Here is a 25669-nt window from a genome sequence, read left to right as displayed (position 1 = left end):
CTGGCCCCTGTCCTCGGTCCCCCGGAGGACAGGGGCCAGCCCTTGCGAAGAGGAATCGTCTTGCCCGCACACCACGACATCGCCGCCGAGACGGAACTGTGGGACACCTACGCCGCTTCCGCCTTCAAGGACGACGCCGAGCCCAGCTTCTGCTGGACCCAGTACGCCGGTCACGGACCCGGCCCTGAGCTACTGGGCGACCCGCGCTCCGTGCTGGAGATCGGCTGCGGCACCGGCCGCGCCCTCGCCCACCTTGCCCAGCACGGCATCACCGCTCGTGGCGTGGACCTGTCTCCCGTCATGGTCGAGAAGACCACCACGAAGTGGGCCGGGATCGGCGCGGAGTTCGTGTGCTCCGAGGTGCTGGAGTACCTGAGCGATCACGAGGGCGCGTATGACGCGGTCTACTCGATCTTCGGAGCCGCCTGGTTCACCGACCCGGGCCGTCTCTTCCCCCTTGTCCGCCGGAGGCTCAACCCCGGCGGCGTCTTCGCGTTCTCGCAGCCGCCGGCCATCCCCGGCGCGTACGGGCCGCAGGGCATGTACAAGGGAGGCTTCGCCGGAAAGGCGATGTTCACCTACCGCTACAGCTACCGTCCGGCCGTCTGGGAGCGCCTGCTCACGCGGGCCGGGTTCGCAACGGCCCACGCCCAGGTCCTCCACGCGCCTTACCCCGGGCACATCGGGACGCTACTCGTCCGCGCGGTCGCTCCGTGACGAACCCCCGTCGCGGGGCGATGCGCGACGCCTCCGTCATCGTGGCCCGAGACGCCGACGGCATGGTCGCCGTCCTGACCGCTGAATTCCCCCAGCACGGCGGCGAGTACGTGTTCCTGCCCGGAGGGCGCCGGGAGGACGGTGAGACATCGGAAGAGTGCGCGCGGCGCGAACTGCGCGAGGAAGCTGGCGTCACCGCCCAGACCTGGCAGCCCCTCGGCTCGTACGCCATCACCCTGAACTCCACTGCCCGCATCCACCTTTTCTTGGCCGAAGGCCTCACCTGCGGCCCGCAGCAGCTCACGCCCAACGAGGAGAGTTTCAAACTCATGTGGTGGCCGATGTCGGACGCGATCCGGGCCGCCACTGAGGGACGCTTCCTGCTTCAAGGGGGGCCGCTGGCGCTGCTGCTGGCCCAGCAGGTCATCGCAGTCTGAGAGGAGTCGATCCCGGGCGCCGACCGACAGCCCGGTCGCGTCAGCCCACCTCACCTCCGCGCGGAGGCACTCAGTTCGCGGCGGCGGTCGCTTTCCCAGGTGACGATCAGCATCCTGCCGGACCCAGGCGGCGTACACCGAAGGCAAGGGCGGCAGGGCAACGCCGAGCGCCCAACTCAGCTGCACAGACAGTTAGTTGCGGCCAGCCCGCCCGCCAATCGTCACTCACATAAGGCGGCCCAAACTGAGCGGACAAGACTGGGTCACTGGAGGGCGGAGCTACTGTAGGTTCCTGCTATGAATCAGGGCAAAGCGAGCGAGAACCCCGAGTCGCGCTTCTCCACAGTGCTGGTGAGCTCAGCCAGGCTGCCCGGCGTGCGTATCCATAGGGAGGCGTACCTCCGGAAGGCGCTGGCACGCTATTGCTCCGAGGACGAGATCCGCAGAGCAATCGCAGAGACCCCCGCAGCGGCGGGTATCTCTCTCGACGTTCTGGACAAAGCGGCCAACGACTCCATCCGTTACGAGACTGCCAAGGTCAGCGCCCTCTCCGCCGCTGCGGGGCTACCCGGTTTCATGGCCCTTCCTGCCACCGTGCCCGCCGATATGGCCCAGTACTTCGGCCACATGCTGCGTATCGCCCAGAAGCTCGCCTACCTCTACAGCTGGCCCGATCTGTTCTCTGACGACGGCGATGACGTCGACGACGCGACCATGGCGGTACTCACGCTGTTCTTCGGCGTGATGTTCGGTACCCAGTCGGCGAACGTCGCTGTGGGGAAGGTCGCCGAAATGATGGCGAAGCAGGTCGCCAAGAAGCTGCCACAGAAGGCACTCACCAAAGGCGTCATCTACCCCATAGTGAAGAAGGTCGCGGCCTACATCGGCGTCCAGATGACGAAGCAGACCTTCGCGAAGAGCATCTCGAAGGCCATCCCTGTCGTCGGGGCCGCTGTGTCCGGCACGCTCACCTTTGCGACCTATCGCCCCATGGCCAAGCGGCTGAAGAAGCACCTCGCCGAGTCGGAACTGGCGAAGCCGACGCACCGAGTCGTGGTTGTGGAAGCCGAGGAAGTCCACGAGTCCTTCGTCGCGGAACATGGTGAGAGCCATGCCTCGGACGGAACCGCCATCACGGCAGAGGGCCCTCGGCCCTCGTAGCTCACCCGCTGTGAGGGGCGGAGGGGAAGTCCATCGCAAGCTTCCGTTCGGGTGCGGGCTGCACACGTACGCCGTGCGCTTGTACGTGGTGTGGGCGTGACTGGTTCTCGGGCTGTGAGTTGGCTGGCTGGGCGATCGAACCTTCTCCAGCACCGCTGCGAACTGCGGGTTGTCGGCGGCCTGCCGGCGGTGACCACGAACGACAGCGGGCGGCACCGCCGGTCTGCCGACAGGTGAACCTTGCAGGTCAAGCCGCCGCGAGAACGCCCCAGAGCCGCCGCCTTCAGCCGGGCCCGCCCGGCGCCGCAACCGGCGCTCCTCGCGCTCCGGATCGGTCCCGGCTTCCTCGGCCGAGGTCACCGCCTCGGCTGCGGCCTGCCGCTAGCGGCGCTTTCGCGCACCCCCCCATTTCGGCCTCGGCAGCCTCCAGCTCACCTGGGAATGACCGCCCCACACTCTCCCAGAAGGCAACAACTCTCCCCGAAATCAACACAGTTCATGACGCCACCAGTCGATGACGCCTCGTAGCATCCACTCGGGCGCGCCCATTCTGGCGACGCCGCGACTCCCGGCGGGCCGCCCGGCCGGCCGGGCACGACGAGGCGGGGGACCTCCGATGCGACCACTGCTCAGATCACTCTTCAGAAGCGCCACGCTCCTGACCGCACTCAGCGTGCTCCTCGGACTTCAGTTTCTGCCCGGTGGCTCCGAAACCGCACAGGCCGCCACGAGCGGACCGGCAGCCGTATATCACGCGGACGAATTCCGGGCGAACGCAAAGTTCAACTCGGGCCTGCACTACTGGCACGACAACTGGGACGAAGGCCCCGGCGCCAATTCCTTCCAGGTGATGGACCGCTGCGACGACGGCTACGCTCCCGTCCTGAGCTGGACCGTCGAAGGCCGCGACGTCGACGGCTGGAGCGCTCCCGACTGCACGCGCTCAACCTTCTTCCTCCCCTTCCGTATGCACTCGGTCCGCATCGGCTACGAAGGGCCCGAGATGGCGAAGATGACCTGGTCCCTCGCCATCAAGGACACCAACGGTGAGCAGCCGGCCGGCAGCCAGCTCCAGTCCGACTGGGCCGGCTCGTACTACCACGACAAGGACGCGAGCCTCTTCACGCACTCCAGCACCTATGTGGAGCCCTTCGACGGCGGCGGCGACACCCTCACCACCTCCCTGGTCCCCACCGACTTTGCGAACGGCCCACACCCGCCCACCTTCATCGACGACTACACCAACCTCATCTGGACCGCCCTCCAGCTGCTCACCCCGGTACCCGACACGGCCACCGCCGACGAGAAGGAGTCGATGTACAAGCAGCTGTGGTGCCATGTCGCCTACTCGCTGGACGGCCGCAAGGGCGGCCCCACCTGGGACCTGGAGGCCGCTCACCCGAACATCGGCTGGGACCGGGTGAAGACCGGGGTGAAGGATCACAAGTGCAACTGGGGCAGCGACGGGGACGGCGGCTACTACTACCGCCCGCCCACCGACGGCACCGCCCCCGCCGACCTGGCTCCCATGGTCGACGCCGGCCCTGACCTCACCGGCGACGAAGGCTCCGAGGTGAATCTCAAGGGATCCGTCGCCGACGACAACGGCACCCCCGACACCAAGTGGACCTACCGCGCGGGAGACGACGTCGACGCCGGCACCACCTGCACCTTCACCGACGCCACCAGCCCGAGCACCGGCTTCCACTGCACCGACGACGGGACCTTCACCCTGACCCTCACCGCGGACGACGGCGTAAACCGCCCGGTCAGCGACTCCGCCACCGTTACGCTGCGCAACGTTGCCCCCGTCCTGGACCTTTCCGAAGCACCCGAGGACTGGGACGTCCACCGCGTGGAGCACGAGGTACCGCTCGTCGCCTCCTTCACCGACCCCAGCAGCAACGACACCCACACCTGCAAGGTCACCTGGGACGACGGCACCACCTCCGAGTCCACCGCGAAGGACGGCCGCTGTACGGCTACCCACACCTATCAGCACGCTGGCATGAACACCCTCTCCCTCCAGGTCACCGACGACGACGCCGGCACCGACAAGGGTGAACGCATGATCGTCGTCTACGACCCGCGCGCCGGACTCGTTTCCGGCACCGGCGCCCTGGCCGACGGCGCCGGGTACAGCATCACCGCGAAGTACCCGACCACCGGCTCCACGATCCCCGCCGGCACGGTCGCGCTCGCAGTCCCCACCCCCGACGGCAAACGCGCACTGCTCTCCACCCGCCTCGACTGGCTGGTGATCAACTCCGAGGGCAAGGTCGCTGTCAAGGGCCGCTCGGCCACCCACGGCTTCGTCGGCTACCTGGAGAAAGACGCCTTCCGCGGCGTCGTCTGGCCTCTCTCCCAAGGCGAGAACCCGCCCACGAAACCGCTCTACGACAGCACCCCGGGCGCCAGCTGGGACCTCGACACGGCCGAACCCCAACCGCTCCGCACCGGCCTCACCGTGATCGACACCGGCTGGATCCCCGGCCTGCCCGGCGGCGGCCTCCTTGGCGGCCTCACCGGAACACTGACCGACATTCTCGACGGCCTGCCCACACTCGGCACAGACCTGTCGGCGACCGGCAGCAGGAGCTGACCTCGCACCATGGCCGTATGCCCCGCCCGAAGAGACGGCTCCCGGGCGGGGCCCGTCGCCGCATACGCACAAGGGACCCTAGTCGATCTTCGGTGCCGCTTGGTTCACCGACCCTTTGCCGTCTCTTCCCCCTGTTCTGCCGACGGCTCAGGCCCGGTGGCGTTTTCGCCGCAAAGACGATGTTCGCCCACCACTACAGCTAGGGCGCGTATCGAGTCGTGATCAATCTTTGGGATTCGCCCTCAGTGCGAGGCCTGATCCGATAGATGCACACCTAGCGCCCGGCTGTACGGGAGCGCCTGCTCACCCGAGCCCTTTGTCACGGCCGACGCGAGGGTGCTCGACGCGCCTCACCCCGGGCGCATCGGGACGGTCCTCCTTTACGCGGTCGCTCCATGGCGGACCTCGGTCTGGACGACCTTCGTTAGGATTGGCAGGTCGCGCGTATCGCCGCCTAATTTCCGGATTCGGCCCTACGATCTGGACTGGTGGTCGGCCTCGGGCGGGAGCGGCGGACCGCACCCTGTGGGTCGAGCCGGTGTGCCGCCGTCCGGACACGGGGGCGGGCGGGCACCGACGGGAAGCGAAGTGCGAAGGGGGATGGGTCGTGCTCGGCTCAGAGCTTCACGACCACGACACGGTCGGCGCACAGCTTGCGCATGTCGTCCTCGTCCGATGTGAACACGGTGACCGGGCCGGGCTGCCGCAGGGCGACGGCGGCGAGGGCCGCGTCGATGGCGTACTTGTGGCCGTGCAGGCCCGTCTCCTTGACGAGGCGGATCGCCTCGTTGGCGATCTCCTCGGTCACCGCTTCGACACGGATCTGGGAGAGCGCCCACTGCCAGGAGGGGAGATAGCGCGTCGGGTCGTAGGCCTCGATCAAGGTCATCGACGTGGTCATGACGCGAATGTCGGCCTTGAGGGCGTCCTTGACGCGCATGCCCATCCGGCGCTCCCCTCGGACCCACTGGGACAGACCCTCACTGTCGAGCAGGTAGGCCGTTGCGCCGCTCACGCGGCCGTCCGGGATGCCTCAGGCGCCTCGGCCGTCCGCGTTCCGGGGGACGGCTCCTGTGTCTCCTCGGCCACGCGACGCGCACGGGCGAGTTCCGCGTGCCTGCGCTCGATCTCCCGTCGCTCGGCCTCCGCCTCGGCCATCTCGGCCTCGGTGATCCCGCCGTATTCCTTCTCCCACCAGGTGACTGCCTCACCGAGGCGGTCGCGTTCCCGCTGGCGCTCTATGGCATGCGTGACATAGCGGCTGAAGCCGCCGGGGCCGACCTCGGCCCGGATGGCCTCGGCGAGTTCCTCGGGAAGCGTCACGGTGTATTTCTTGGTTGCCATACCCTCGACCATACCGAGGCTTGATCGGGCAGCCAAGCCGATAGCAGACATCCCGCACGATCGAGTACAAGCGGTGGCGGAGGCCACCAGATGGAGAGCGTGACCTGTAATGGCCCAGCAGCCGCCCCTCCTCCGCGATGTCATCGGCATCAAAGAGAACATCTCGACCTCGGACTTCGTGCTGTCCCTTGCCGAGGCGACGACACCCGAAGGCGCCCGGCATGCGCTCAAGGACTACGTCGTCACCGAGCGGCTGCTGGAGAACTTCGACGAGGCGCTGGCGCTCATCAAGTCCTCGCTCGACGGGCACCGCTCCAAGGCGGCGTACCTGCACGGCTCGTTCGGTTCCGGTAAGTCGCACTTCATGGCCGTGCTGTATGCGCTGCTCAGCGGCGACCCGGCCGCTCGTGCCCGTACCGAGTTCGACCCGGTGCTGACCAAGCACGAGTGGCTGACCACGGACGGCAAGAAGTTCCTGCTCGTGCCGTACCACATGCTCGGTGCGAAGGCCCTCGAACAGCGGGTGCTCGGCGGGTACGTCACGCACGTCAAGAAGCTGCACCCGGAGGCCCCGACACCGCAGGTGTACCGGACCGACTCCCTCTTCGCCGACATCCACGCCATGCGCGCCAACATGGGCGACGAAGCGGTCATCCGCGGCCTGGGCGGCAGTGACGCGGACGACGGCGAAGAGGACGAGTGGGGCGAGGGCTTCGCCTGGACTCCGCAGCTCCTGGACACCGCGCTGGCCGCCGAGGAGGACCACGAAGGAGGCACGCCGCTCGACCTCCGCAACCCCTCCGCCCCGGCCGAACTGCGCGCCAAGCTCGTCAACGACGCCAGTACCAACCTCCTCCCCGGCTTCTCCAAGAACGCGGCCGAGGACGAGCACGGGTTCATCTCGCTCGACGCCGGTCTGTCCGTGATCGCCGAGCACGCCAAGTCGCTCCACTACGACGGCCTGATCCTATTCATGGACGAGCTGATCCTCTGGCTCGCCACCCTCATCCACGACCAGAAGTTCGTGGCCCGCGAGGCCAGCAAGATCACCAACTTCGTGGAGGGCGGTGACGCCCGACGTGCCATTCCCGTCGTGTCGTTCATCGCCCGCCAGCGCGACCTGCGCGAACTCGTCGGCGAAGAGGTGTCGGGTGCTGCCGAGTCGTCCATCCAGGACACTCTGAACCTGGCCTCCGGCCGATTCGACAAGATCACCCTGGAGGACCGCAACCTCCCGCAGATCGCCCACGCCCGCCTCCTCAAGCCCAAGGACACCGAGGCGGAACAGCTCGTCGAGGCGGCCTTCGAGCAGACCAAGCGGGTCGGCACCCAGGTCTGGGACACCCTCCTCGGCTCCGAGAAGGGCACGACCGGCGCGGACGCGGAGTCGTTCCGGCTGACGTACCCCTTCTCGCCGGCGTTCATGGACACCCTGGTCCACATCTCGTCCGCGCTGCAGCGTTCCCGTACCGGTCTGAAGCTGATGGGCCAGCTGCTCGCCGATCACCGCAACGAGATCCGGCTCGGACAGCTCATCCCGGTCGGCGACCTCTACCCGGTGATCGCGGAGGGCGGCGACAAGCCGTTCACCGACAGCCTGAAGGTCGTCTTCGAGGCCGCCGACAAGCTCTACAAGACCAAGCTGCGGCCGTATCTGCTCAGCTCCTATGACATCACCGAGGACGACGTCGAGCAGTACCGCAACCGTCCCGAGGCCATCACCGACCCCCAGCGCGCCAACCGCTGCCGCATGTTCGTCGGCGACAACCGGCTCGTGTGCACCCTGCTGCTGTCCGCACTCGCGCCCAGCGTGCCCTCCCTGGCCGAGCTGACCATCCGGCGGCTCGGCGCCCTCAACCACGGGTCGGTCCTCGCACCCATCCCGGGCGCCGAGGTCGGCATCATCAAGAACAAGGTCGCCGAGTGGGCGGCCCGGTTCCCCGAGATCAAGGAGACCGGCACCGACGCCAACCCCGGCGTACGGCTGGAGCTGTCCGGCGTCGACGTGGACTCCGTCATCGCCAACGCCCAGGTCAACGACAACCCCGGCAACCGGGTCGCCCTCGCCCGCCGTCTGCTGTCCCAGGAACTGGGCGTCGAGCACGGGCAGTTGAGCGACCAGCTCGGCTTCGTGTGGCGCGGCACCTCCCGCACCGCCGAGATCGTGTTCGGCAACGTCGCCGACGAGGACGAGCTGCCCGACCACGACCTGATGCCGCAGGAGGACGGCCGCTGGCGGATCGCCATAGACCTCCCCTTCGACGAGGGCGAGTGGGGTCCTGTCGAGGACGTCAACCGCGTCCGGCGGCTGCGCGAGCGCCAGCAGGGCGAGCGGTCCCGCATCGTCGCCTGGCTGCCCGCCCATCTGTCCGCGCAGCGCTTCGCCGATTTCCGGCGCCTCGTCGTCATCGACAAGGCCCTCGCCGACGAGCACCGCTTCGACACCCAGTACGCCGGCCACCTCAACGCCGACAACCGCAGCCGCGCCAAGGGGCTCCTCGAAACCCAGCGCGAGGCCCTGCTCAAGCAGGTCAAGGGTGCCTTCAAGCAGGCGTACGGGCTCGCCCAGAAGCAGGTTGCCGATGTCGTGCCCGACTTCGACGACCACCTCGTCCCGGTGCCCGATGTCGACAACCTGACCCTGTCCTTCGGGCAGAGCCTGCACGACGGCATCCGGCATGTCGCGGGCAGGCTGCTCGCCCACCAGTACCCGGCGCACCCCGACCTCGACCCCGACGCCACCGGCACCGCCGTGAAGTCCGCCGACACCCGCAAGGTGTTCACCCATGTGCGGGCCGCCGCCGAGGCGCGCGACGGGCGGGTGGAGGTCCCGGCCGCCGACCGCAGGCTCATGCAGCGGATCGCCGGGTCCCTCCGCCTCGGGCAGCAGAAGGAGGCGTACTTCGAGCTGTCCCGCTACTGGGCCGACCACTTCCGGCAGCTCGCCAGCGCCCAGGGCGTCACCGGGGACCTGTCCCTGATCACCCTGACCGACTGGACCGACAAGCCCGACCCGCGCGGCCTGCCCGACTTCCTCGCCCGGCTCGTCGTCGCCGCTTTCGCCGAGATGGACGACCGGGTCTGGGTGCGCGGCGGCACCGTGCTCGACCCTGCGCCCGAACTGTCCGCGATCAAGGACCATGACGCGCTGCGCAGCCAGCCGCTGCCCGCCGAGTCCGACTGGGACGCGGCACGGCAGCGCTTCGAGACGATCTTCGGGGAGAAGGCGCCCGCCCTGCGGCGCGGCCGGATGGTCAACCAGTTCGCCCGCCAGATCATCGAGGGCGCCCGCACCCACCGGGACCACGCGGCCGACCTGGTGCACCAGTTGGAGGCCCACGCAGCCTTCCTCGGCCTCGACCAGACCACCGACAGCGGTCGGCTCGCTCTCGCCCGCCGCTCCCTGCAACTGCTGGACGCCCTCACGGCGGAAGCCGGCAAGGGCGCGGCCGGCGCGAAGAAGACCGTGGAGGCCCTCGCCTCCTTCGACCTGGGCGAGACCAGCGCCGACCGGTACGGCACCTCCATCAAGCAGGCCCGCAGCGTCGCGGAGGCCGTCGCATCCGCGCCCTGGAGCACCCTCGAACTCGCCGCCGGACTCGGCCCGGAGGGCGAGGCACTGCTCGACTCGCTGCGCAACGTGGCCCGTGACGACCAGCGCACCGCGGACCTGCGCGACGCACTGACGCGGACCCAGCGCGAGGTCGTGGCCCTGGTCAAGCGCAGCCAGGCCGCCGCTCAGCCGCCCGCTCCTGCCGCGCCCCCGGTCACGGCCGACGACCTGTCCCTGAACACGCCGACCAGCGACCCGCGCATCCCCTACGCCCCGCAGGAGCCACCCACACCGGCGTCCTCCGGCAGCGGCTCCGCGCGAACGGCCGGTGGCCGCCGTACGACCGTGGCACGCGCCGCCGCCGATCTTCAGGCGGAACTGTCCGAACTGGCCGCCCGCCACCCCGACGCGACCATCGAGATCACCTGGAAGGTCGTCGAATGACGGACACCGTCGCCGCCGCCCCGGGCGCCGTCCGGCTGAACACCGCCACCGTCACTCAGTACCTGTCCTCGCAGTCCTCCCTCGCCGCCTCCCTGACCGGGGACGGCGGAGGCAGGCGCCGGGTCGTGCTCCTGCGGTCCACGCCCCAGTGGGACGGGCCCGTCGAACCAGCCTGGGGCGAGGGCCGGGCGGCCGGTGTCGCGGTGGCACCTTCGCCGCTCGCCGTCCACGAGCTTGTCCTCGACCACCTCGCGGGGCGGCGACCCGGCCCTGCCGTCCTGGTCGTCCTCACGGATCGCGAGCAGAACGAACTCGACCCCGCGATCCTCGCCCGCGTCCACAAGCTGCGCATCGACACGGTCGACAGCTGGGACGTCGTGCGGGAGGCATTCGGCGCCCGGCAGATCGACCCGCGCCTGAAGGACGTCAACTGGGCCGCCGAAGCCCTGCTCGACGCCACCCCGCCCGGCGGTTGGCAGCCGGTGCCCGGCGGCTGGCTGTCGCGGCAGTACGCACTCACCGCGCTCGCCCAGCGCCGACTGCGCCTCGGACGCTACGACACCGAAGGCGGCACCCGGCGCCCCGGAGACGACCGGCTCGACGCACAGACGCTGCTGCACTGGTCGACCCGGCCCGGAGCCCCCGAGCGGCTGCTGGGCCTGCGAGGCCCCGAGCGCTCCGGGCTGACCGCCTTCCTCGGTGAGGAGGACCAGGCCGGTCTCGCCGGACGCGCCCTGCTCGCTCTCGTCGACGCCGAGCGCGGCGTGGACGCGGCCGCCTTCGGCCTCGTATGCGCTGCCCTCTGGCAACACGCCGAGCCCGCCCCCGAGACGTACCAGGCGCGGGGCCGCGCCGAACGCTACTTCGGTGACCAGCCCCCGGCCGTCGGCGAACAACTCGATGCCCTGGTGGGCGTCTTCGGACGGTCCACTGAGGAGTACGTCAGCACGCTGCTGACAGCCGGACACCGGGGCGGCGGCCCCGACGCCGACCAGGCCCGCGAGGCACGCCGCACCAGCGGCATCGTGCTCGACCGGGCAGCCGTGCTGGCCCGCCAGTTCGGCGCGGAGACGGCCGCCGCGGCGAGCCCGGTCCTGCGCGGCGGACTGGAGGCGCGGTTCACCGCCGTGGGCCAGGCCCTCGCGGCGGGCGACACGGCCGCGGTCGCGGAGGCCGTCCGACGGCTCGCGGAGCACAGGCTCGCCACCGATCCGGCGGAGTCCGCCCGCATCGAACGCGCCCGTATGGGGCAGCGGCTCGCCTTCTGGCTGGCCACCGATCCGTCCGCCGACGCCCTCACCGTCGCCGACGCCATCCAGCGGCACATCGCCGAGACCGGCTGGGCCGACCTTGCCCTGGAGCACATCGAGGCCGGCGGCGACCCGGACTCCGTCCTCAAGGCCGCCTACGACACGCTGGGCACGCGCGTCAGGGACCGGCGGCGGCAGATCGACTCCTCCTTCGCGCGCTCGCTGGCCGGCTGGACGCAGGACGGCACCCGGCCCGGCAGCATGCTCACCGTCGAGACCTTCCTCGACCGGGTGGTCGGGCCCGTCGTCCGGCGCGGTGAGGAGCGGCGGGTGCTGCTGCTCGTGCTCGACGGCATGAGCGCGGCCATAGCGAACGAGCTGGGCGAGGAACTGCGCCGCTCCTGGGCGGAGTTCGACCCGCTGCCCGAGGGTGACCCCCTCCGGAGGGCAATGGCTGCCGCCCTGCCCACCGTGACGGCCGTGTCCCGGACGTCGCTCTTCGCGGGCACCCTGATGAAGGGCACCCAGGCCGACGAGAAGCGGCTCTTCCCCGCGCTGAAACTGTGGGGCGGGGCCCCGGCCGCCGTGTTCCACAAGGACGACCTGCGCACCGAGACGGCAGGCGACGCCTTCGGCCCGGCCCTCACGGATGCCCTCAACGACGGCAGGACGCACGTCGCCGTCGTCCTCAACGCCATCGACGACCGCCTCGCCAAGGAACAGAAACTCGGCGACGGAGCCTGGCGGGTCGACGACGTACCCGGCCTGCGCGAGCTGCTCCGGGTGGCAGCGGCCCAGGGCATGGCTGTCATCGTCACCAGCGATCACGGCCACGTCGTGGACCGGCACGGCACGAAGGCCGACGCGGCCACCGAGCCCGTGTCCGCGCGGCACCGCCTGCCCGGCGGCGGCCCGCTCGGCGAACGGGAGATCGCCCTTTCCGGGCCGCGCGTGGTCTGGCCCGAGCCCGGCGCGTCCATCGTCGCGCTCTGGGACGCGGACTCCCGCTACACCGCCCTCAAAGCCGGCTACCACGGCGGGGCCTCCCTCGCCGAGTTCACCATCCCGGTGCTCGCCTTCCTGCCGTTCGGTGCGGAACCGCCCAAGGGCTGGCGGGAGTTGGGAGACCAGCGGCCAACCTGGTGGGCTCCGGAGGAGGCGGGGGGGCCGGCATCGGACGAGCGCCCGGCTCAGCTGTCCGGCGCGGCTTCGAAGAAGGGGGCGGCGAAACCCCGGAAGAAGCAACCCGAACCCGGGACGCTGCCCGACGCGCTCTTCGACGTGGCGCTGACCGCCGGAGGAGACGACGCCCTGCTCACCCCCGCCGTCGTCTCCCGGACCGAAGCGCTCGTGGCGGCGCTGCTCGACTCGGAGACGTATCAGGGGCAGCTCGACGGTCTGGCGCGCAAGCCGCAGCAGGAGCAGGTCCACAAGGCCCTCGCCGCCCTGCTCGACGCGGGCGGCACCCTGCCCGTGACCGCGCTCGCCCAACGCTCGGGCATGCCCACCGCCCGGGGCGACGGCTTCGCCGCGGTCCTGAGGCAGCTCCTGAACTACGACGGCGTACAGGTGCTGGAGACGTTGCCGGACGGGCGCACGCTACGCCTCCATGAGGCGCTGCTGCGCGAGCAGTTCGCCCTCCGAGCGGGCTGACAGCGTTCGGGGTGCCTCTGACGTTCGCGTCGAGGCACCCCGCCGCTTCAGGCCACGAACGCCCGCAGCAGCTTCGCGAACGTCGTCAGCTCGTCGAGCAGCTCCTGCGGAAGCGGCTTCTCGTCGAAGTGGGCGATCCGGTTGCGGATGTCCTTCACTCGTTTCAGGCGGCCGATGAACTGCTCCCTGGGCATGCTCGGCCACTTCAGGGCTTCCCAGTTGGCGTCGGCGGCTTCGGCCAGTGACGTCTTCGTCTGGTCCCCGTCCAGGAGCCTCAGATAGTCGCCGAACATGAGGTCGGAGACCTGGCCGGTGCGGTGCTCGGCCTTCTTGTTCGTCTGGACCGCCTTGATGGTCTCCTCATCCAGAGCCGCGCCCAGACAGCGGCGCAGCAGGGACTCGATCTCCCCGACGATGAAGAAGGGCCGTGCCGCGCCCTCGAAGCGGTCCGTGACGTCCGCGGCGGTGACGATGCCCGAGAGACAACCGTCGTCTCCTCGGACCAGGAGATACCCGTGCTCGCGGATGACCGGCAGAGCGGAGAAGAACTCCTGGCGCGTGTCGGCGACCGGGAGCGAATCCTTCTCCATCGCGTTGTCCAGCGTCGGCTGCTTGCCCGCCTCGTACATCTTGGCGACGGACCCCCAGGTGACCACCCCGTGGATCTGCGCCATACCGGTCGTCACCGGGACCTGCGCGACGCCCTTCGTACGCATCAGGAACGTCGCCTGTGGCAGAGGCGTGCCGGGACCGACGGATACCAGGCCGCGCCGCGCCGACGGGATGTCCCCGAGCAGCAGACGCTGCGGAAGGGCGGCCGAGGGCAGGGCCTCCTCCGTCTCGTCCTCCTCCTCGTCGGCTGGGGCGGCCTGTGCGGGGATGGACGCGAGCGGCACCACGTCGACGTTGCTGCGCTGGCCGCACACCGCGAAGTCCGGCAGCGTCGTCAGCCCGGCGTCCGTAAGTGCCTGCGAGATACGGTGCACCGTCCGATGGTCGCGGACCCTGACCTGGAACAGGTCGAGAATGTCCTGCACGGGGACGGTCCTGCCCTTGAGCGCGGCGAGGTCCTGCCCGCCCGGTGTGGTCGTCATCGGGTGTCGCCCTCCGCGAGGTCACGGAGCATGGTCCGCTTGCCCATGGCGGAGTGCACGAGGTCCTGCAACTGCTTGGAACGGTCGTTGTAGAACCGTTCGTAGTCGTTGTCGCGGAGCGCTTCCGGATCGATGAGGTGGGTGGCGAGTACGTCGTCGAACCACTCGGGGCGCATGTCGGAGGCCGCGACCATGGTGGACAGGTAGGACGACGGTGCCCCGGTCATGTCCATCGCCGCGCGGTAGGACAGCGGGGTCTTGTTCACGATGGAGTTCGTCGGCAGGCCCTGGCTGTTGCCCCGCCGGAACCATGCCTTGGGGAAGATCTGGCGGACATTCACGCTGTACTCGTCCAGCCTGCCGGGGCTGAGTGGGCTGTCCGTGTGGTGCCAGTCCACCGCCCCCTGCTTGACCAGCAGGGCGTAGATGCCCTTGTAGGCGGCGCTGTTACGGGTGGTGAGGCTGTCGAGGCGGTCGGCGAAGAAGAAGGCGTCCGTGACGGTGTCGGGTGCCCGGTCGTCCTGCGCGATCCAGGGGACGAGCTGCTCGACGTCACGGGTGAAGCGGGTCTCGGTGGAGCCGCCGTACATCTCGCCGAGGACCCCGCACCAGTACCACTGCTCGGTCTTCTCCTCCGCTCCCAGGCCGTCCAGTGCCGTGTCGAGGATGGCGCGGACGGCCGCGAGCGGGACGAGCTGTGTCTTGTACGGCAGGTCGTTCGGGCGGACGATGCACTGCCGTTCCAGGAAGTCGCCCACCCAGGCGAAGGCTTCGGCGAGTTTCGGCGCCAGCCGGACGAAATCGGCCAGCGGGAGGTCCAGCAGGTCCCGGCGCTTGCACGACACCGTCGCCCCGGTGCCCGCCTGCTTCCGCTCCCAGGTGCGCACCAGGGCGATGGCCTGCAGGAAGTCGATGCTGCTCAGCCCGTTCTCGACGCCGCCGTCCACGCGGCCGAAGACCGGGTACTTGGCCGCCAGCGCCTGCTTGATCTCCCGCCACACCTCGGGGAGCTGGTAGTAGTCCCCGGTCCGGTCCACGTAGTCGCGGTCCCCGGCGTAGGTCGCGGTGAGCAGTTCGAAGACGTTCAGCGGCACACCGCCCGTGTTGACCCGCTCGAACACCGCGCAGACGGCGTCCATGGAGGTGGAGGCGGCGAGCCGGATCATCGGGACCTGGAAGGCGCGGATCTGCTGGAGGACCGATTCGTCGAACTGGCCCCACAGGTCCCAGTTCTGGTTCTCGTCCGCCTTGATGTAGGCCATCATCCACTGGTTCACGCGCTGGGCGTCGAAGACGAGGTGCAGAGGGAAGAGACCGGCCGCGCACTCGCCCTCCGTGGTGCTCAGATCCAGCACCACCGTGCGGTTGAAGTCGGTGCGGAGCACCTTGTCCGCCGGGACGGACAGGATGGCCTCGTCGCGGTCCGCGGACGGGCCGACGGCCTTCGCGATGTCGACGTAGTACCACCGTTCGATGGGCTTGCCACGGGCGTCCGCGGTCTCCACCGGGGCGTCCAGCCACAGGGCCTGGAAGAGGGAGGTGAGGCGCTGCTGCCCGTCCAGCAGGAGGAGGTCCGCGGCCGGGTCCCCGTCGGGGCGTGCTCCGGTGAGCGTCCGGGAGCGGAACCGGGTGGCGCCGCCGGTCTGCAACGTCATCACCACGCCGAGCGGATAGTCCAGCGTCACCGTCGCGATGATCGCGCGGATCCGGTCGTCGTCCCATTTCCAGTTCCGCTGGAAGTCGGGCAACTGTAAGGAGCCCGAGGCCACGTCCGCGAGAACATCCTTCAGCTTCACATTGTCGAGTGCCGCCACGTTCGTTCCACTCCCACCCTGGCGTATGTACGGAGAGTGATTCCAGCAGCGTCTCCGGGTGACCGTCAACCGATTCAACGAAGTGGGCGCCTCACGGTCCCCGTACGTGCGTGCCCGTGGAAATGGAAGACTGGCTGCTGTGAGCAGCACCGGATCCCAGCGCCCCGCACAGGTGAGCGCCGCGCGCCGCCGTACCGTCATCGACGCGCTGCGGCGCGGTGCCGTACCCGACAGCGGACTCGACCTGCTGGCCACCGGACTCGACCGGTTCGAAGCGGCCCTGGACGCGGAACTGGACGCCGTGGCGTCCGGCGGCTCCGTGTTCAAGGCCGTGCGGGGTGAGTACGGGTCCGGCAAGACGTTCTTCACCCGCTGGCTGGGGGAGCGCGCCAAGCGCCGCAACTTCGCCGTGGCCGAGATCCAGGTCTCGGAGAACGAGACCCCGCTTCACCGGCTGGAGACGGTCTACCGGCGGCTCACCGAACGGCTCACCACCTCCAGTTTCCCGCCCAGCGCGCTGCGGCCCGTGGTCGACGCCTGGTTCTACGCCCTGGAGGAGGACGCCCTCGCGGCCGGCGCGACCGAGGACGAGCTGCCGAGCGAGGTGGAGAAGCTGCTCGTCGCCCGGCTCGCCGAGGTCTCCCGGCACGCCCCGTCGTTCGCCACCGCTCTGCGCGGCTACCGGGCCGCCCTCGCGGACGGCGACGAGGCGACCGCCGCGGCCGTCCTGGCGTGGCTCGGTGGCCAGCCGCACGTCGCAGCCTCCGCCCGCCGGGCCGCCGGGGTACGCGGCGACCTCGACCACTTCGGCGCGCTCGGGTTCCTGCAGGGGCTCCTCACCGTGTTGCGCGACTCCGGGCACACCGGGCTGTTCGTCGTCCTCGACGAGGTGGAGACGCTGCAGCGGGTTCGGTCGGACGCTCGCGACAAGGCACTCAACGCGCTGCGGCAGCTCATCGACGAGGTGCACTCGGGCCGCTTCCCCGGTCTGTATCTGGTCATCACGGGCACCCCGGCCTTCTACGACGGGCAGCAGGGCGTGCAGCGCCTGGCGCCGCTCGCTCAGCGGCTGGCCACCGACTTCACCACCGACCCGCGCTTCGACAACCCTCGCGCCGTGCAGATCAGACTCCCCGGCTTCAACCACGAGTCCCTGGTCGGACTCGGCCTCACCATCCGTGACCTGTACGCCGATGCCGCGGAAATGCCCGAGCGCGTGCGGAAGGTCGTCGACGACGCGTATGTCGCGGACCTCGCAGTGGCCGTCGGCGGGGCGCTGGGCGGGAAGGTGGGAGTCGCCCCCCGGCTGTTCCTGAAGAAACTTGTCGGGGACGTGCTCGACCGCGTGGACCAGTTCGACGACTTCGACCCCCGGCAGCACTACCGGCTCACCGTCGCCGGCAGCGAACTCACCGACGTCGAACGGAACCTGGCCGCCACGGTCTCCGGAGACTCCGCGTCGGCCGATGACATCGACCTGGAGCTGTGATGGCGGACGCGGGACTCCCGGCCGGGCAGGAACCGGGTGACGAGGACGCCGACGTACTGGACCGACTCGATCCCGTCGTCCTGCATCACATCGTCAACACCCTTGGCTGGCCCGATCTGCGTCCCTTGCAGCGTGCGTCGATCACGCCGCTCATGGAGGGACAGGACGCCGTACTCCTGGCGCCGACCGCGGGGGGCAAGACCGAGGCGGCCTGCTTCCCCCTGCTGTCGGCGATGAGCGGGCAGAAGTGGACCGGCACTTCCGTGCTGTACCTGTGTCCGCTCAAGGCACTTCTCAACAACCTGGTCGTCCGCGTCGACTCCTACGCCCAATGGCTGGGGCGACGTGCTGCGCTCTGGCACGGTGACACCAAGGAATCGCAACGGCAGCGCATCCGGGCCGAGGCGCCGGACATCCTGCTGACCACGCCCGAGTCGCTCGAAGCGATGCTCATCGGCGTCAAGACCGACCACACACGCCTGTTGGGGAGCGTCCGGACCGTCGTCATCGACGAAGTGCATGCGTTCGCCGGGGACGACCGGGGATGGCACCTGCTCGCCGTGCTCGAACGTCTGGAGCGGGTCACCGGAAGGCTCATCCAGCGCGTCGGTCTCTCGGCGACCGTCGGTAACCCGGCCGAGTTGCTGCACTGGCTGCAAGGCGCGGGCGTCGGCAGCCGCGCAGGTCAGGTGGTCGCTCCTGGAGTGCACCTGCCGACTACCGACGGCAGCGGACCCGGCGACAAAGCGAGTCCCGAGCCGCCCCGCAGGCCTGCGGGCGAAGTGGAACTCGACTACGTCGGCTCCCTCGACAACGCGGCCAAACTCATCGCGGCGCTGCACAAGGGAGAGAAGCGGCTAGTCTTCTGCGACTCGCGCCGCCAGGTCGAGGAGCTGGGCGCGGCACTACGCGCGCGCGAGGTGACGGTCTTCCTGTCCCACGCCTCCCTCTCCGTCGATGAACGCACCCGTTCCGAGCAGGCGTTCGCCGAGGCCCGGGACTGCGTCATCGTCTCCACGTCCACCCTCGAGCTCGGCATTGACGTAGGTGACCTGGACCGCGTCATCCAGATCGACTCACCGGCCTCCGTCGCCTCCTTCCTGCAGCGTATCGGCCGCACCGGCCGACGTTCCGGGACTGTGCGGAACTGTCTGTTCCTCACCACCCGCAAGGACACACTGCTGCAGGCGGCGGGCCTGTTGCTGCTGTGGTCGCGGGGCTGGGTGGAACCGGTCGTCCCCCCGCCGGAGCCACGCCACCTGGTGGCCCAGCAACTGCTCGCCGTCACCCTGCAACAGCACAAGCTCGGCGACCAGTTGTGGGACCGGCAGTGGAACGGCCTCGCTCCCTTCGACAAGTCGGCGGCCCCCATCCTGCGCTTCCTCACCGAGGAGGGCTTCCTCGACAGCGACGGCGGGATGCTGTTCGTCGGCCCCGAGGCGGAACGTCGCTTCGGCAAAAGGCACTTCATCGAACTCACCGCCTCCTTTACCGCACCCCCGCAGTTCACCGTCCTGTCCGGACGCACGGAGATCGGCCGCACCGACCCGAGCGTGCTCACGGAGGAACGCCCCGGCCCCAGGCGGCTGCTGCTCGGTGGCCGCAGCTGGCAGGTCACCTATATCGACTGGCTGCGCAAACGCGTCTTCGTCGAGCCGGCCGACGGCGGCGGAATCGCCAAGTGGATGCACGGCGGCGTCGCCGGCCTGTCGTACGCCCTGACGCGTGCCATGCGCGAGGTACTGCTCGGCACGACTCCGCCCGTCTCCCTCACCCGGCGTGCGGAGGCCTGCCTGGCCGAACAGCGCGACAGCGACGCACCTGACACCGTCCACCCGGGCGGCACGTTGATCACGCGCGTCGGCTCCGACGTCCGCTGGTGGACCTGGGCCGGCTACCGAGCCAACGCCACGCTGGCGGCGACCCTCCAGTCGGTCACCGACCCCCTGCAACGGCCTACCGACAGCTGGCTGCGCCTGCGCGAGGACCTCACCCCGGCCGAATGGCGTGCGGCCCGTGAGAGCGTCGGCGAGAACCTCGTCCTGCCCGACGTGGACCGCCGGGCCGTACGCGGCCTGAAGTTCTCCGCCGCCCTCCCGGAACGCCTCGCCGTGGCCACGGTGGCGGCCCGATTGGCCGACTTCGAAAGCGCCCGCTCGGTGCTCGGTGAGTCGGCGCGCTTCCAGTACGGCGGGTGAGTCGGAAACGCCGCCAACGCCGCTTCAGAGCGACGCCAGGTGTTCCCCCCGGCCCCCAACTCCCGGACCGCTCCAGGGCGGGGTGTCTCTTTACGTAGCTATCAAAGTAGCCACACAAGCGCGCTCGCTACACGTTTGCACAGGTCACGCTGCGGTGGTACTCCCCGGCGTACAGCCCGACTCGTCTGCCGCCTAGTATTCCCTGTTCCCGCAGTACACGCACCGTGCTGTCCTCTGCGGCCTGCCGACCCGCTCTGCGCATACGGCCGGCGAGGGCGCGAGTGCGCTCTCGTCGGCCGTATGTCACGCCCTGGCGAGGGGTGTCAGGTCGTGGTCCACTTCTGGTTGTTCTGGCCGTTGCAGGTCCACAGGACCAGCTTGGTGCCGTTCGCGGTCTCGGCGCCGGACGCATCCAGGCACAGGCCTGAGAGGTTGTTGGTGATGGTGCCGTTCGAGTTGACGGTCCACTTCTGGTTGGTGCCGCCCGTGCAGTCCCAGATGATGACCTTGGTGCCGTTGGTGGTGCCGTTGTTGTCGGCGTCGAGGCACTTGTTGCCGTAGACCACCAACTCGCCGCGCGAGGTCTGGGTGAAGGTCTCGTTGCGTCCGCCGGAGCAGTCCCAGATCTGTGCCTGCGTGGCGTTGACGTAGGTGTTCTTGTCGATGTCCACGCAGCGGCCCGAGGCGGTGCCGACCAGGGCGACACCGTTGGTGCCGGGGATGCCCTGGACGCGGAGGGCGTCGATGTCGGGGGCGGTGCTGCCCGAAACCGCGGCGAACCGCACGGTGTTGGCGCCCTTGGCCAGGTGGGCCAGCACGGACACGGTGCGGTAGGTGGTGGCCGAGCCGGTCGGCGGGAAGGACACGACGTACTTGTACTGGCCGCCCACCTGGATGGTGGCCTTGCGGGCGGTGCTGCCGCCGTTGGCGTAGGTGATGTCCACCAGCTTCGTGCCGGCCGCCCCGGCGGTGACGTTGCTGAAGGTCGGGGTGGTGGCGGCGGTGGTGTCCTCGTGCGTCGTGCCGGACGCCTCGGTGCCGGAGACGGTCAGCAGGACCGCGTCGTTCGCGGGGACGGAGGTGGTGTAGCTGGTCGCGAACGATCCGGCGTTGGTACGGGTCCAGGCGTTGCGCACGGTGGCGGAGGCCGAGGTAAGGCCGAGGTCGGCCCAGCGGACGGTGATGTTCGCGGCCGAGCTCGTGCGGTTGAACAGCATCACCGCGCGCTTGCCGGTGCCGGAGAGCACCTTGCCGTACACCTGGAGGTTGCGGGTGTCCTCGGCGACCTTGACGCCCTGGAGGCCGCGCGGGTCCTGGTTGATGGCGAGGACCTCGGGGTTGGTGAGGATGTCGCGGGTCTCCGTGGTCATCGTGGCCACGTTGTTGCCGGCCAGCAGCGGGGCGCCGGCGATCGACCACAGGCTCATGTGCAGCCGGTTGCGGGCGGCGGTCATGCCGTTCAGGCCGACCATCAGCATGTCGGGGTCGTTGACGTAGCCGGTGTGATGGGCCGCGGGCTGCAGGGCCTCGTCGAAGTTGCGGTACATCTTGGTCAGGCCCGGAGTCTCCTTGTACAGGAGCACGTCGTGGCTGGTGCGCCACAGGTCGCCGTAACCGGTCGCCCAGTTCCAGGGCAGTCCGGTGCCCCACTCGCAGAAGGACAGCGCCAACTTGCGGCCGGTGACGGCCGAGGCGGCCTCGTTGGCGGCGGCGATCTGCTTGTACGTCGTCTCCTGGTCCAGGCCCTCCTCACGGCCTCCGCACCAGTCGATCTTGACGTAGTCGAAGCCCCAGCGCTGGAAGGTCTCCAGGTCCTGCTGGTAGTGGCCCTCCATACCGGTGTTGGGCGCCGCGGGCCGGGTGGTGGGGAAGTAGTAGCCGCAGCCCTGCTTGCCCGCGTCGGTGTAGATGCCGGCCTTCAGGCCCTTGCTGTGGATGTAGTCGGCGATCGCCTTCATGCCGCCCGGCCACAGGTTCTCGTCCACGACGATGTCGCCGTTCGCGTCACGGGCGCCCTGCCACCAACCGTCGTCCAGGTTGACGTACTTGTAGCCGGCGGTGGCCATGCCGGACGAGACCAGGGCGTCGGCCTGCTGCTTGATCACGTTGTGGTCGATGCTGCTGAAGAAGCTGTTCCAGGACGCCCAGCCCATCGGCGGCGGTGTGACGCCGATCTGACTGGTGCTCACGGCGGCCGGTGCCGCGGACAGCGGCACCGACGGCTCCTGTCGGTCCAGGGCCGCCAGACCGGCGACGGCGAGTCCGGCGGCGAGGACCTGGGCGGTGATGCGCCTGGTCCATCTTCGTGCAGCGGTACGGGACATGCGGCTCTCCAGAGGGGAGGGGAAGAACGCTGGTCTGGCAAGGGCGCCCGGTCCATGAACGGGGTGAAAGACGGCCCTGGGGCGCGAACCTGTGAGCACTGCCATGCGCATCCGATATATCGGACGGAATTCGGTGGGTCGGTCAGAAAGTAGGGTGAGGCAAACGGCGGGTCAATGGTTCTGTCGTTTTTCGATGGCTTCTGTGTGATTGAACCGGGCTGTAGGTACCCGTGCTTGGTGTATGCGGTGCCCTGCTGTCGGAGGTGGCGGCCGGGGTGGTCGTGCGTCTGTCCGACCGTTCCCGGCGTGCGTCCATCGAGCCAGTGATCGAGTTCCGGTGGTCAGTTACCTGTCATGGGCGTATTGATCCATCCGCCTTGACGGTGTCTCAGGAGGCGGCCGCTACCCCCGAAGTCGAAGCCGACGCCGAAGCCGTCGGCATCCGTTCACCCGCGTGAAGTCGGCGTTCGTTCACCCGCATCAACCGGAACTGACCCTGCCGGAAGCGTTGACGCGATCACGCCTCGAACCTATCTTCTGGTCGGAGTTCCGTACGCCGTTCAGAATATCGAACGTTCGTGATCTTCGTCCACCAAGCCTCGGCCCCACCCCCACGCAGAAACGAGGAACACATGGCAGGCGCTCTCCCCAGACGAACCCTCCTCCAGGCCGCGCTGCTCGCCACGGCGGCGCCGGCCGTGACGTACGCCGCGGGCGGCGAGGCAGCGGCGGCCACGCTGCCGGCGCCCTCCGCCTGGGGCCTGCGGCCGTTCGAGCTCAAGGACGTCAGGCTCGGGCAGGGCGTCTTCACCGACAAGCGCCAGCTGATGCTCGACCACGGCCGCGGCTACGACGTGAACCGGCTGCTGCAGGTCTTCCGTGCCAACGCGGGGCTCTCCACCGGCGGCGCCGTCGCGCCCGGCGGCTGGGAGGGGCTGGACGGCGAGGCCAACGGCAACCTGCGCGGCCACTACACCGGCCACTTCCTGACCATGCTGTCGCAGGCGTACGCGAGCACCGGCGACCAGGCGTACGCCGACAAGATCCAGACGATGGTCGGTGCGCTCACCGAGGTCCGTGCGGCGCTGCGCACCGACCCGCGCATGCTCACCGTCACCGGCAAGTGGGGCGGCGCGCACGAGAACGTCCGGGGCTCGTACCAGTACGTCGACCTGCCCGCCGCCGTGCTCGGCGGTGCGTCGGCGATCACCCTGTCGGTCTGGGTGAAGCCCACCCACGACGCCGACTGGCAGCGGGTCTTCGACTTCGGCAACAACACCACCCGGTACATGTACCTGGCCACCCGCAACGGCAGCGGAGTGCCGCGGTTCGCCATCACCACCAACGGGCCGGGCGCGGAGCAGGGTCTCAACGGCACCGCGGCCCTGCCGCTGAACCAGTGGAGCCATCTGGCGGTGACCGTCTCCGGCAGCACCGGCACCCTCTACGTCAACGGCACCGCCGTCGCCCAGAACACCTCGATGACGCTCAACCCGTCCGCCCTGGGCACCCTGACGAACAACTGGCTGGGCCGCTCGAACTTCTCCGACGACCCGGTGTACGCGGGTGCCTTCGACGAGTTCAACGTGTACTCCCGGGCCCTGACCGCGTCCGAGATCACCTCGCTGCAGACCAACGAGGCCAAGAACTCCTCCGCGGGACTCGGCAACCTCGCGTCGTACTACTTCTTCGCCACCAACGGCGGCACCTTCGCCGACGCCTCCGGCCGCGGCCTGACCGCCACCCTGCGCCGCACCTGGGGCGGGCCGAGCCACCCCGGGTTCCTCGCCGCGTACCCGGAGACGCAGTTCATCGACCTGGAGACGAGGACCAGCTCCGACTACACCAAGGTCTGGGCGCCGTACTACACCGCGCACAAGATCCTCAAGGGTCTGCTGGACGCATACCTCGCCACCGACGACGCCCGGGCGCTCGACCTCGCGTCCGGCATGTGCGACTGGATGTACTCCCGGCTGTCCAAGCTGCCCGACTCCACGCTGCAGCGGATGTGGGGCATCTTCTCCAGCGGCGAGTTCGGCGGCATCGTGGAGACGATCGTCGACCTGTACTCGATCACCGGCAAGGCCGACCATCTCGCCCTGGCCAAGCTGTTCGACCTGGACAAGCTCATCGACGCCTGCGCCGCGAACACGGACACGCTCGACGGCCTGCACGCCAACCAGCACATCCCGATCATGACCGGTTACGTCCGGCTGTACGACGCGACGGGTGAAGCCCGCTATCTCACCGCCGCCAAGAACTTCTGGGGCATGGTCGTCCCGAACCGTATGTACGGCATCGGCGGCACCAGCACGGGCGAGTTCTGGAAGGCCCGCGGGGTCATCGCGGGCACGATCAGCGACACCAACGCCGAGACCTGCTGCGCGTACAACCTGCTCAAGCTCAGCCGCACGCTGTTCTTCCACGACCAGGACCCCAAGTACATGGAGTACTACGAGCGGGCCCTGTACAACCAGGTGCTCGGCTCCAAACAGGACAAGGCCGACGCGGAGAAGCCGCTGGTCACGTACTTCATCGGCCTCAAGCCCGGTCATGTGCGCGACTACACCCCCAAGCAGGGGACCACCTGCTGCGAGGGCACGGGCATGGAGAGCGCCACCAAGTACCAGGACTCGGTGTACTTCAAGAAGGCGGACGGCAGCGCGCTGTACGTCAACCTCTACAGCCCGACCACCCTCACCTGGGCGGAGAAGGGCGTCACCGTCACCCAGACAACGGACTACCCGAGGGAGCAGGGTTCGACCCTCACCTTCAGCGGGAGCAGCGCCGCCTTCGAGCTGAAGCTCCGCGTGCCGTCCTGGGCGACGTCCGGCTTCCGAGTGACCGTGAACGGCAGCGCGGTCAGCGGCACCCCGGCCGCCGGCAGCTACTTCACCGTGTCCCGTACCTGGCGCAGCGGGGACGTCGTCCGCGTGACGATCCCGTTCCGCCTCCGGGTGGAGAAGGCGCTCGACGACCCGTCCCTGCAGACTCTCTTCTACGGCCCGGTCAACCTGGTCGGCCGCAACGCGAGCACCAGTCACCTCCCGGTCGGGCTGTACCGCAATGCCGGACTCTCCGGTGACCTGCTGCCCTCCCTCACCCCGGTGAGCGGAAAGCCGCTCCACTACACACTGAACGGCACCGAGTTCGCCCCCTTCCACGAGGGCACCGAGGACCCGACCCACGCCTACGTCCGGCGTTCCGAGCCCAAGGTCGTCTTCGGGAACACCGACTCCGGTGTCGCCAACCCGGCGAAGGCCGACGGCACCACGCTCCTGGACGAGGTCTGGGCCGGGGCGCCGTTCAGCAGCAAGAGCGCGCTGGTGACGCGGGTGCAGTCGACGGTGAACTCGTGGGTGTCCGCGGGCCTGCTCACACAGGCCGACGGACAGACGGTGGTCACCACGGCGCAGAACGCGACCTACGCGGCCTGACGGCGGCCGGATCCGCTGTCCGGTTGGCAGGGTCGGATCCCTGCGGGGCAGGATCTGGTGCGAGGAGTGGGTCCGGAGTGGCGGGCGACAAGGGCGGGTCGGTGTCGCCCCGATATCGCCGACCGCCTTCCTGTCCCACGCCTCGCTCTCGG

The 25669-nt window shown here is 69.4% G+C and carries 14 protein-coding genes; 9 read left to right on the top strand and 5 right to left on the bottom strand.

Annotation, left to right across the window (positions count from 1 at the left end; genetic code table 11):
- Window positions 1-60: 60 nt before the first annotated feature.
- The 4 genes from ACZ4UU_RS03270 (at window position 61) to ACZ4UU_RS03255 (ending at window position 4917) form a co-directional block, all read left to right on the top strand.
- On the top strand, window positions 61-717 hold the full coding sequence (locus ACZ4UU_RS03270) for a class I SAM-dependent methyltransferase (RefSeq protein WP_468036192.1): 657 nt from the start codon (window positions 61-63) through the stop codon (window positions 715-717).
- 20 nt (window positions 718-737) lie between these two features.
- Window positions 738-1154 carry an NUDIX hydrolase gene (locus ACZ4UU_RS03265; RefSeq protein ID WP_468036408.1) on the top strand — a complete coding sequence of 139 codons (417 nt, stop codon included), beginning with the start codon at window positions 738-740 and terminating at the stop codon, window positions 1152-1154.
- A 297-nt stretch (window positions 1155-1451) separates the two neighbouring features.
- The gene (locus ACZ4UU_RS03260; RefSeq protein WP_468036191.1) at window positions 1452-2315 is read left to right on the top strand and encodes a hypothetical protein; all 864 of its coding nucleotides are present in this window, start codon (window positions 1452-1454) and stop codon (window positions 2313-2315) included.
- 673 nt (window positions 2316-2988) lie between these two features.
- The gene (locus tag ACZ4UU_RS03255; RefSeq protein ID WP_468036190.1) at window positions 2989-4917 is read left to right on the top strand and encodes a PKD domain-containing protein; all 1929 of its coding nucleotides are present in this window, start codon (window positions 2989-2991) and stop codon (window positions 4915-4917) included.
- A 616-nt stretch (window positions 4918-5533) separates the two neighbouring features.
- Here the strand turns inward: ACZ4UU_RS03255 and ACZ4UU_RS03250 are convergent.
- Window positions 5534-5932 carry a PIN domain-containing protein gene (locus ACZ4UU_RS03250; RefSeq protein ID WP_468036189.1) on the bottom strand — a complete coding sequence of 133 codons (399 nt, stop codon included), beginning with the start codon at window positions 5930-5932 and terminating at the stop codon, window positions 5534-5536.
- Window positions 5929-6261 (bottom strand): hypothetical protein, encoded by a 333-nt coding sequence (locus ACZ4UU_RS03245; protein WP_468036188.1) that lies wholly within the window; start codon window positions 6259-6261, stop codon window positions 5929-5931. The genes ACZ4UU_RS03250 and ACZ4UU_RS03245 overlap by 4 nt, the downstream gene beginning before the upstream one ends.
- A 109-nt stretch (window positions 6262-6370) precedes the next feature.
- Here ACZ4UU_RS03245 and pglY point away from each other — a divergent pair, with 109 nt between their 5' ends.
- Window positions 6371-10258 carry a BREX-2 system ATPase PglY gene (pglY, locus tag ACZ4UU_RS03240; protein WP_468036187.1) on the top strand — a complete coding sequence of 1296 codons (3888 nt, stop codon included), beginning with the start codon at window positions 6371-6373 and terminating at the stop codon, window positions 10256-10258.
- Window positions 10255-13161, top strand: coding sequence for a BREX-2 system phosphatase PglZ (gene pglZ / locus ACZ4UU_RS03235; RefSeq protein ID WP_468036186.1), 2907 nt, complete (start codon window positions 10255-10257; stop codon window positions 13159-13161). Before pglY ends, pglZ begins: the two co-directional genes overlap by 4 nt.
- 47 nt (window positions 13162-13208) lie before the next feature.
- On the opposite strand, the gene ACZ4UU_RS03230 is transcribed toward pglZ, so the two are convergent.
- Both ACZ4UU_RS03230 and ACZ4UU_RS03225 read right to left on the bottom strand, forming a co-directional pair.
- Window positions 13209-14255 carry a CBS domain-containing protein gene (locus ACZ4UU_RS03230; RefSeq protein ID WP_468036185.1) on the bottom strand — a complete coding sequence of 349 codons (1047 nt, stop codon included), beginning with the start codon at window positions 14253-14255 and terminating at the stop codon, window positions 13209-13211.
- Window positions 14252-16069: a GmrSD restriction endonuclease domain-containing protein gene (locus ACZ4UU_RS03225; RefSeq protein ID WP_467463948.1), complete on the bottom strand. Its 1818-nt coding sequence runs from the start codon at window positions 16067-16069 to the stop codon at window positions 14252-14254. The genes ACZ4UU_RS03230 and ACZ4UU_RS03225 overlap by 4 nt, the downstream gene beginning before the upstream one ends.
- Window positions 16070-16208: 139 nt before the next feature.
- On the opposite strand from ACZ4UU_RS03225, the gene brxD reads away from it, so the two are divergent.
- Both brxD and ACZ4UU_RS03215 read left to right on the top strand, forming a co-directional pair.
- Window positions 16209-17558, top strand: a complete 1350-nt coding sequence (brxD, locus tag ACZ4UU_RS03220) for a BREX system ATP-binding protein BrxD (protein WP_468036184.1) — start codon at window positions 16209-16211, stop codon at window positions 17556-17558.
- The gene (locus ACZ4UU_RS03215) at window positions 17558-19756 is read left to right on the top strand and encodes a DEAD/DEAH box helicase (protein ID WP_468036183.1); all 2199 of its coding nucleotides are present in this window, start codon (window positions 17558-17560) and stop codon (window positions 19754-19756) included. The genes brxD and ACZ4UU_RS03215 overlap by 1 nt, the downstream gene beginning before the upstream one ends.
- Window positions 19757-20079: 323 nt before the next feature.
- On the opposite strand, the gene ACZ4UU_RS03210 is transcribed toward ACZ4UU_RS03215, so the two are convergent.
- On the bottom strand, window positions 20080-22080 hold the full coding sequence (locus ACZ4UU_RS03210) for a ricin-type beta-trefoil lectin domain protein (protein WP_468036182.1): 2001 nt from the start codon (window positions 22078-22080) through the stop codon (window positions 20080-20082).
- Window positions 22081-22712: 632 nt separating this feature from the next.
- Between ACZ4UU_RS03210 and ACZ4UU_RS03205 the strand changes: the two genes are divergently transcribed.
- Entirely contained in the window at window positions 22713-25517 is a 2805-nt protein-coding gene (locus tag ACZ4UU_RS03205; RefSeq protein ID WP_468036181.1) for a beta-L-arabinofuranosidase domain-containing protein, read from the top strand.
- Window positions 25518-25669 lie beyond the last annotated feature (152 nt).

Source organism: Streptomyces sp. NPDC028907, from assembly GCF_055564995.1.
Note: the sequence above shows the minus strand (reverse complement) of the source record. Positions and strands in the feature narration are given on the sequence as shown.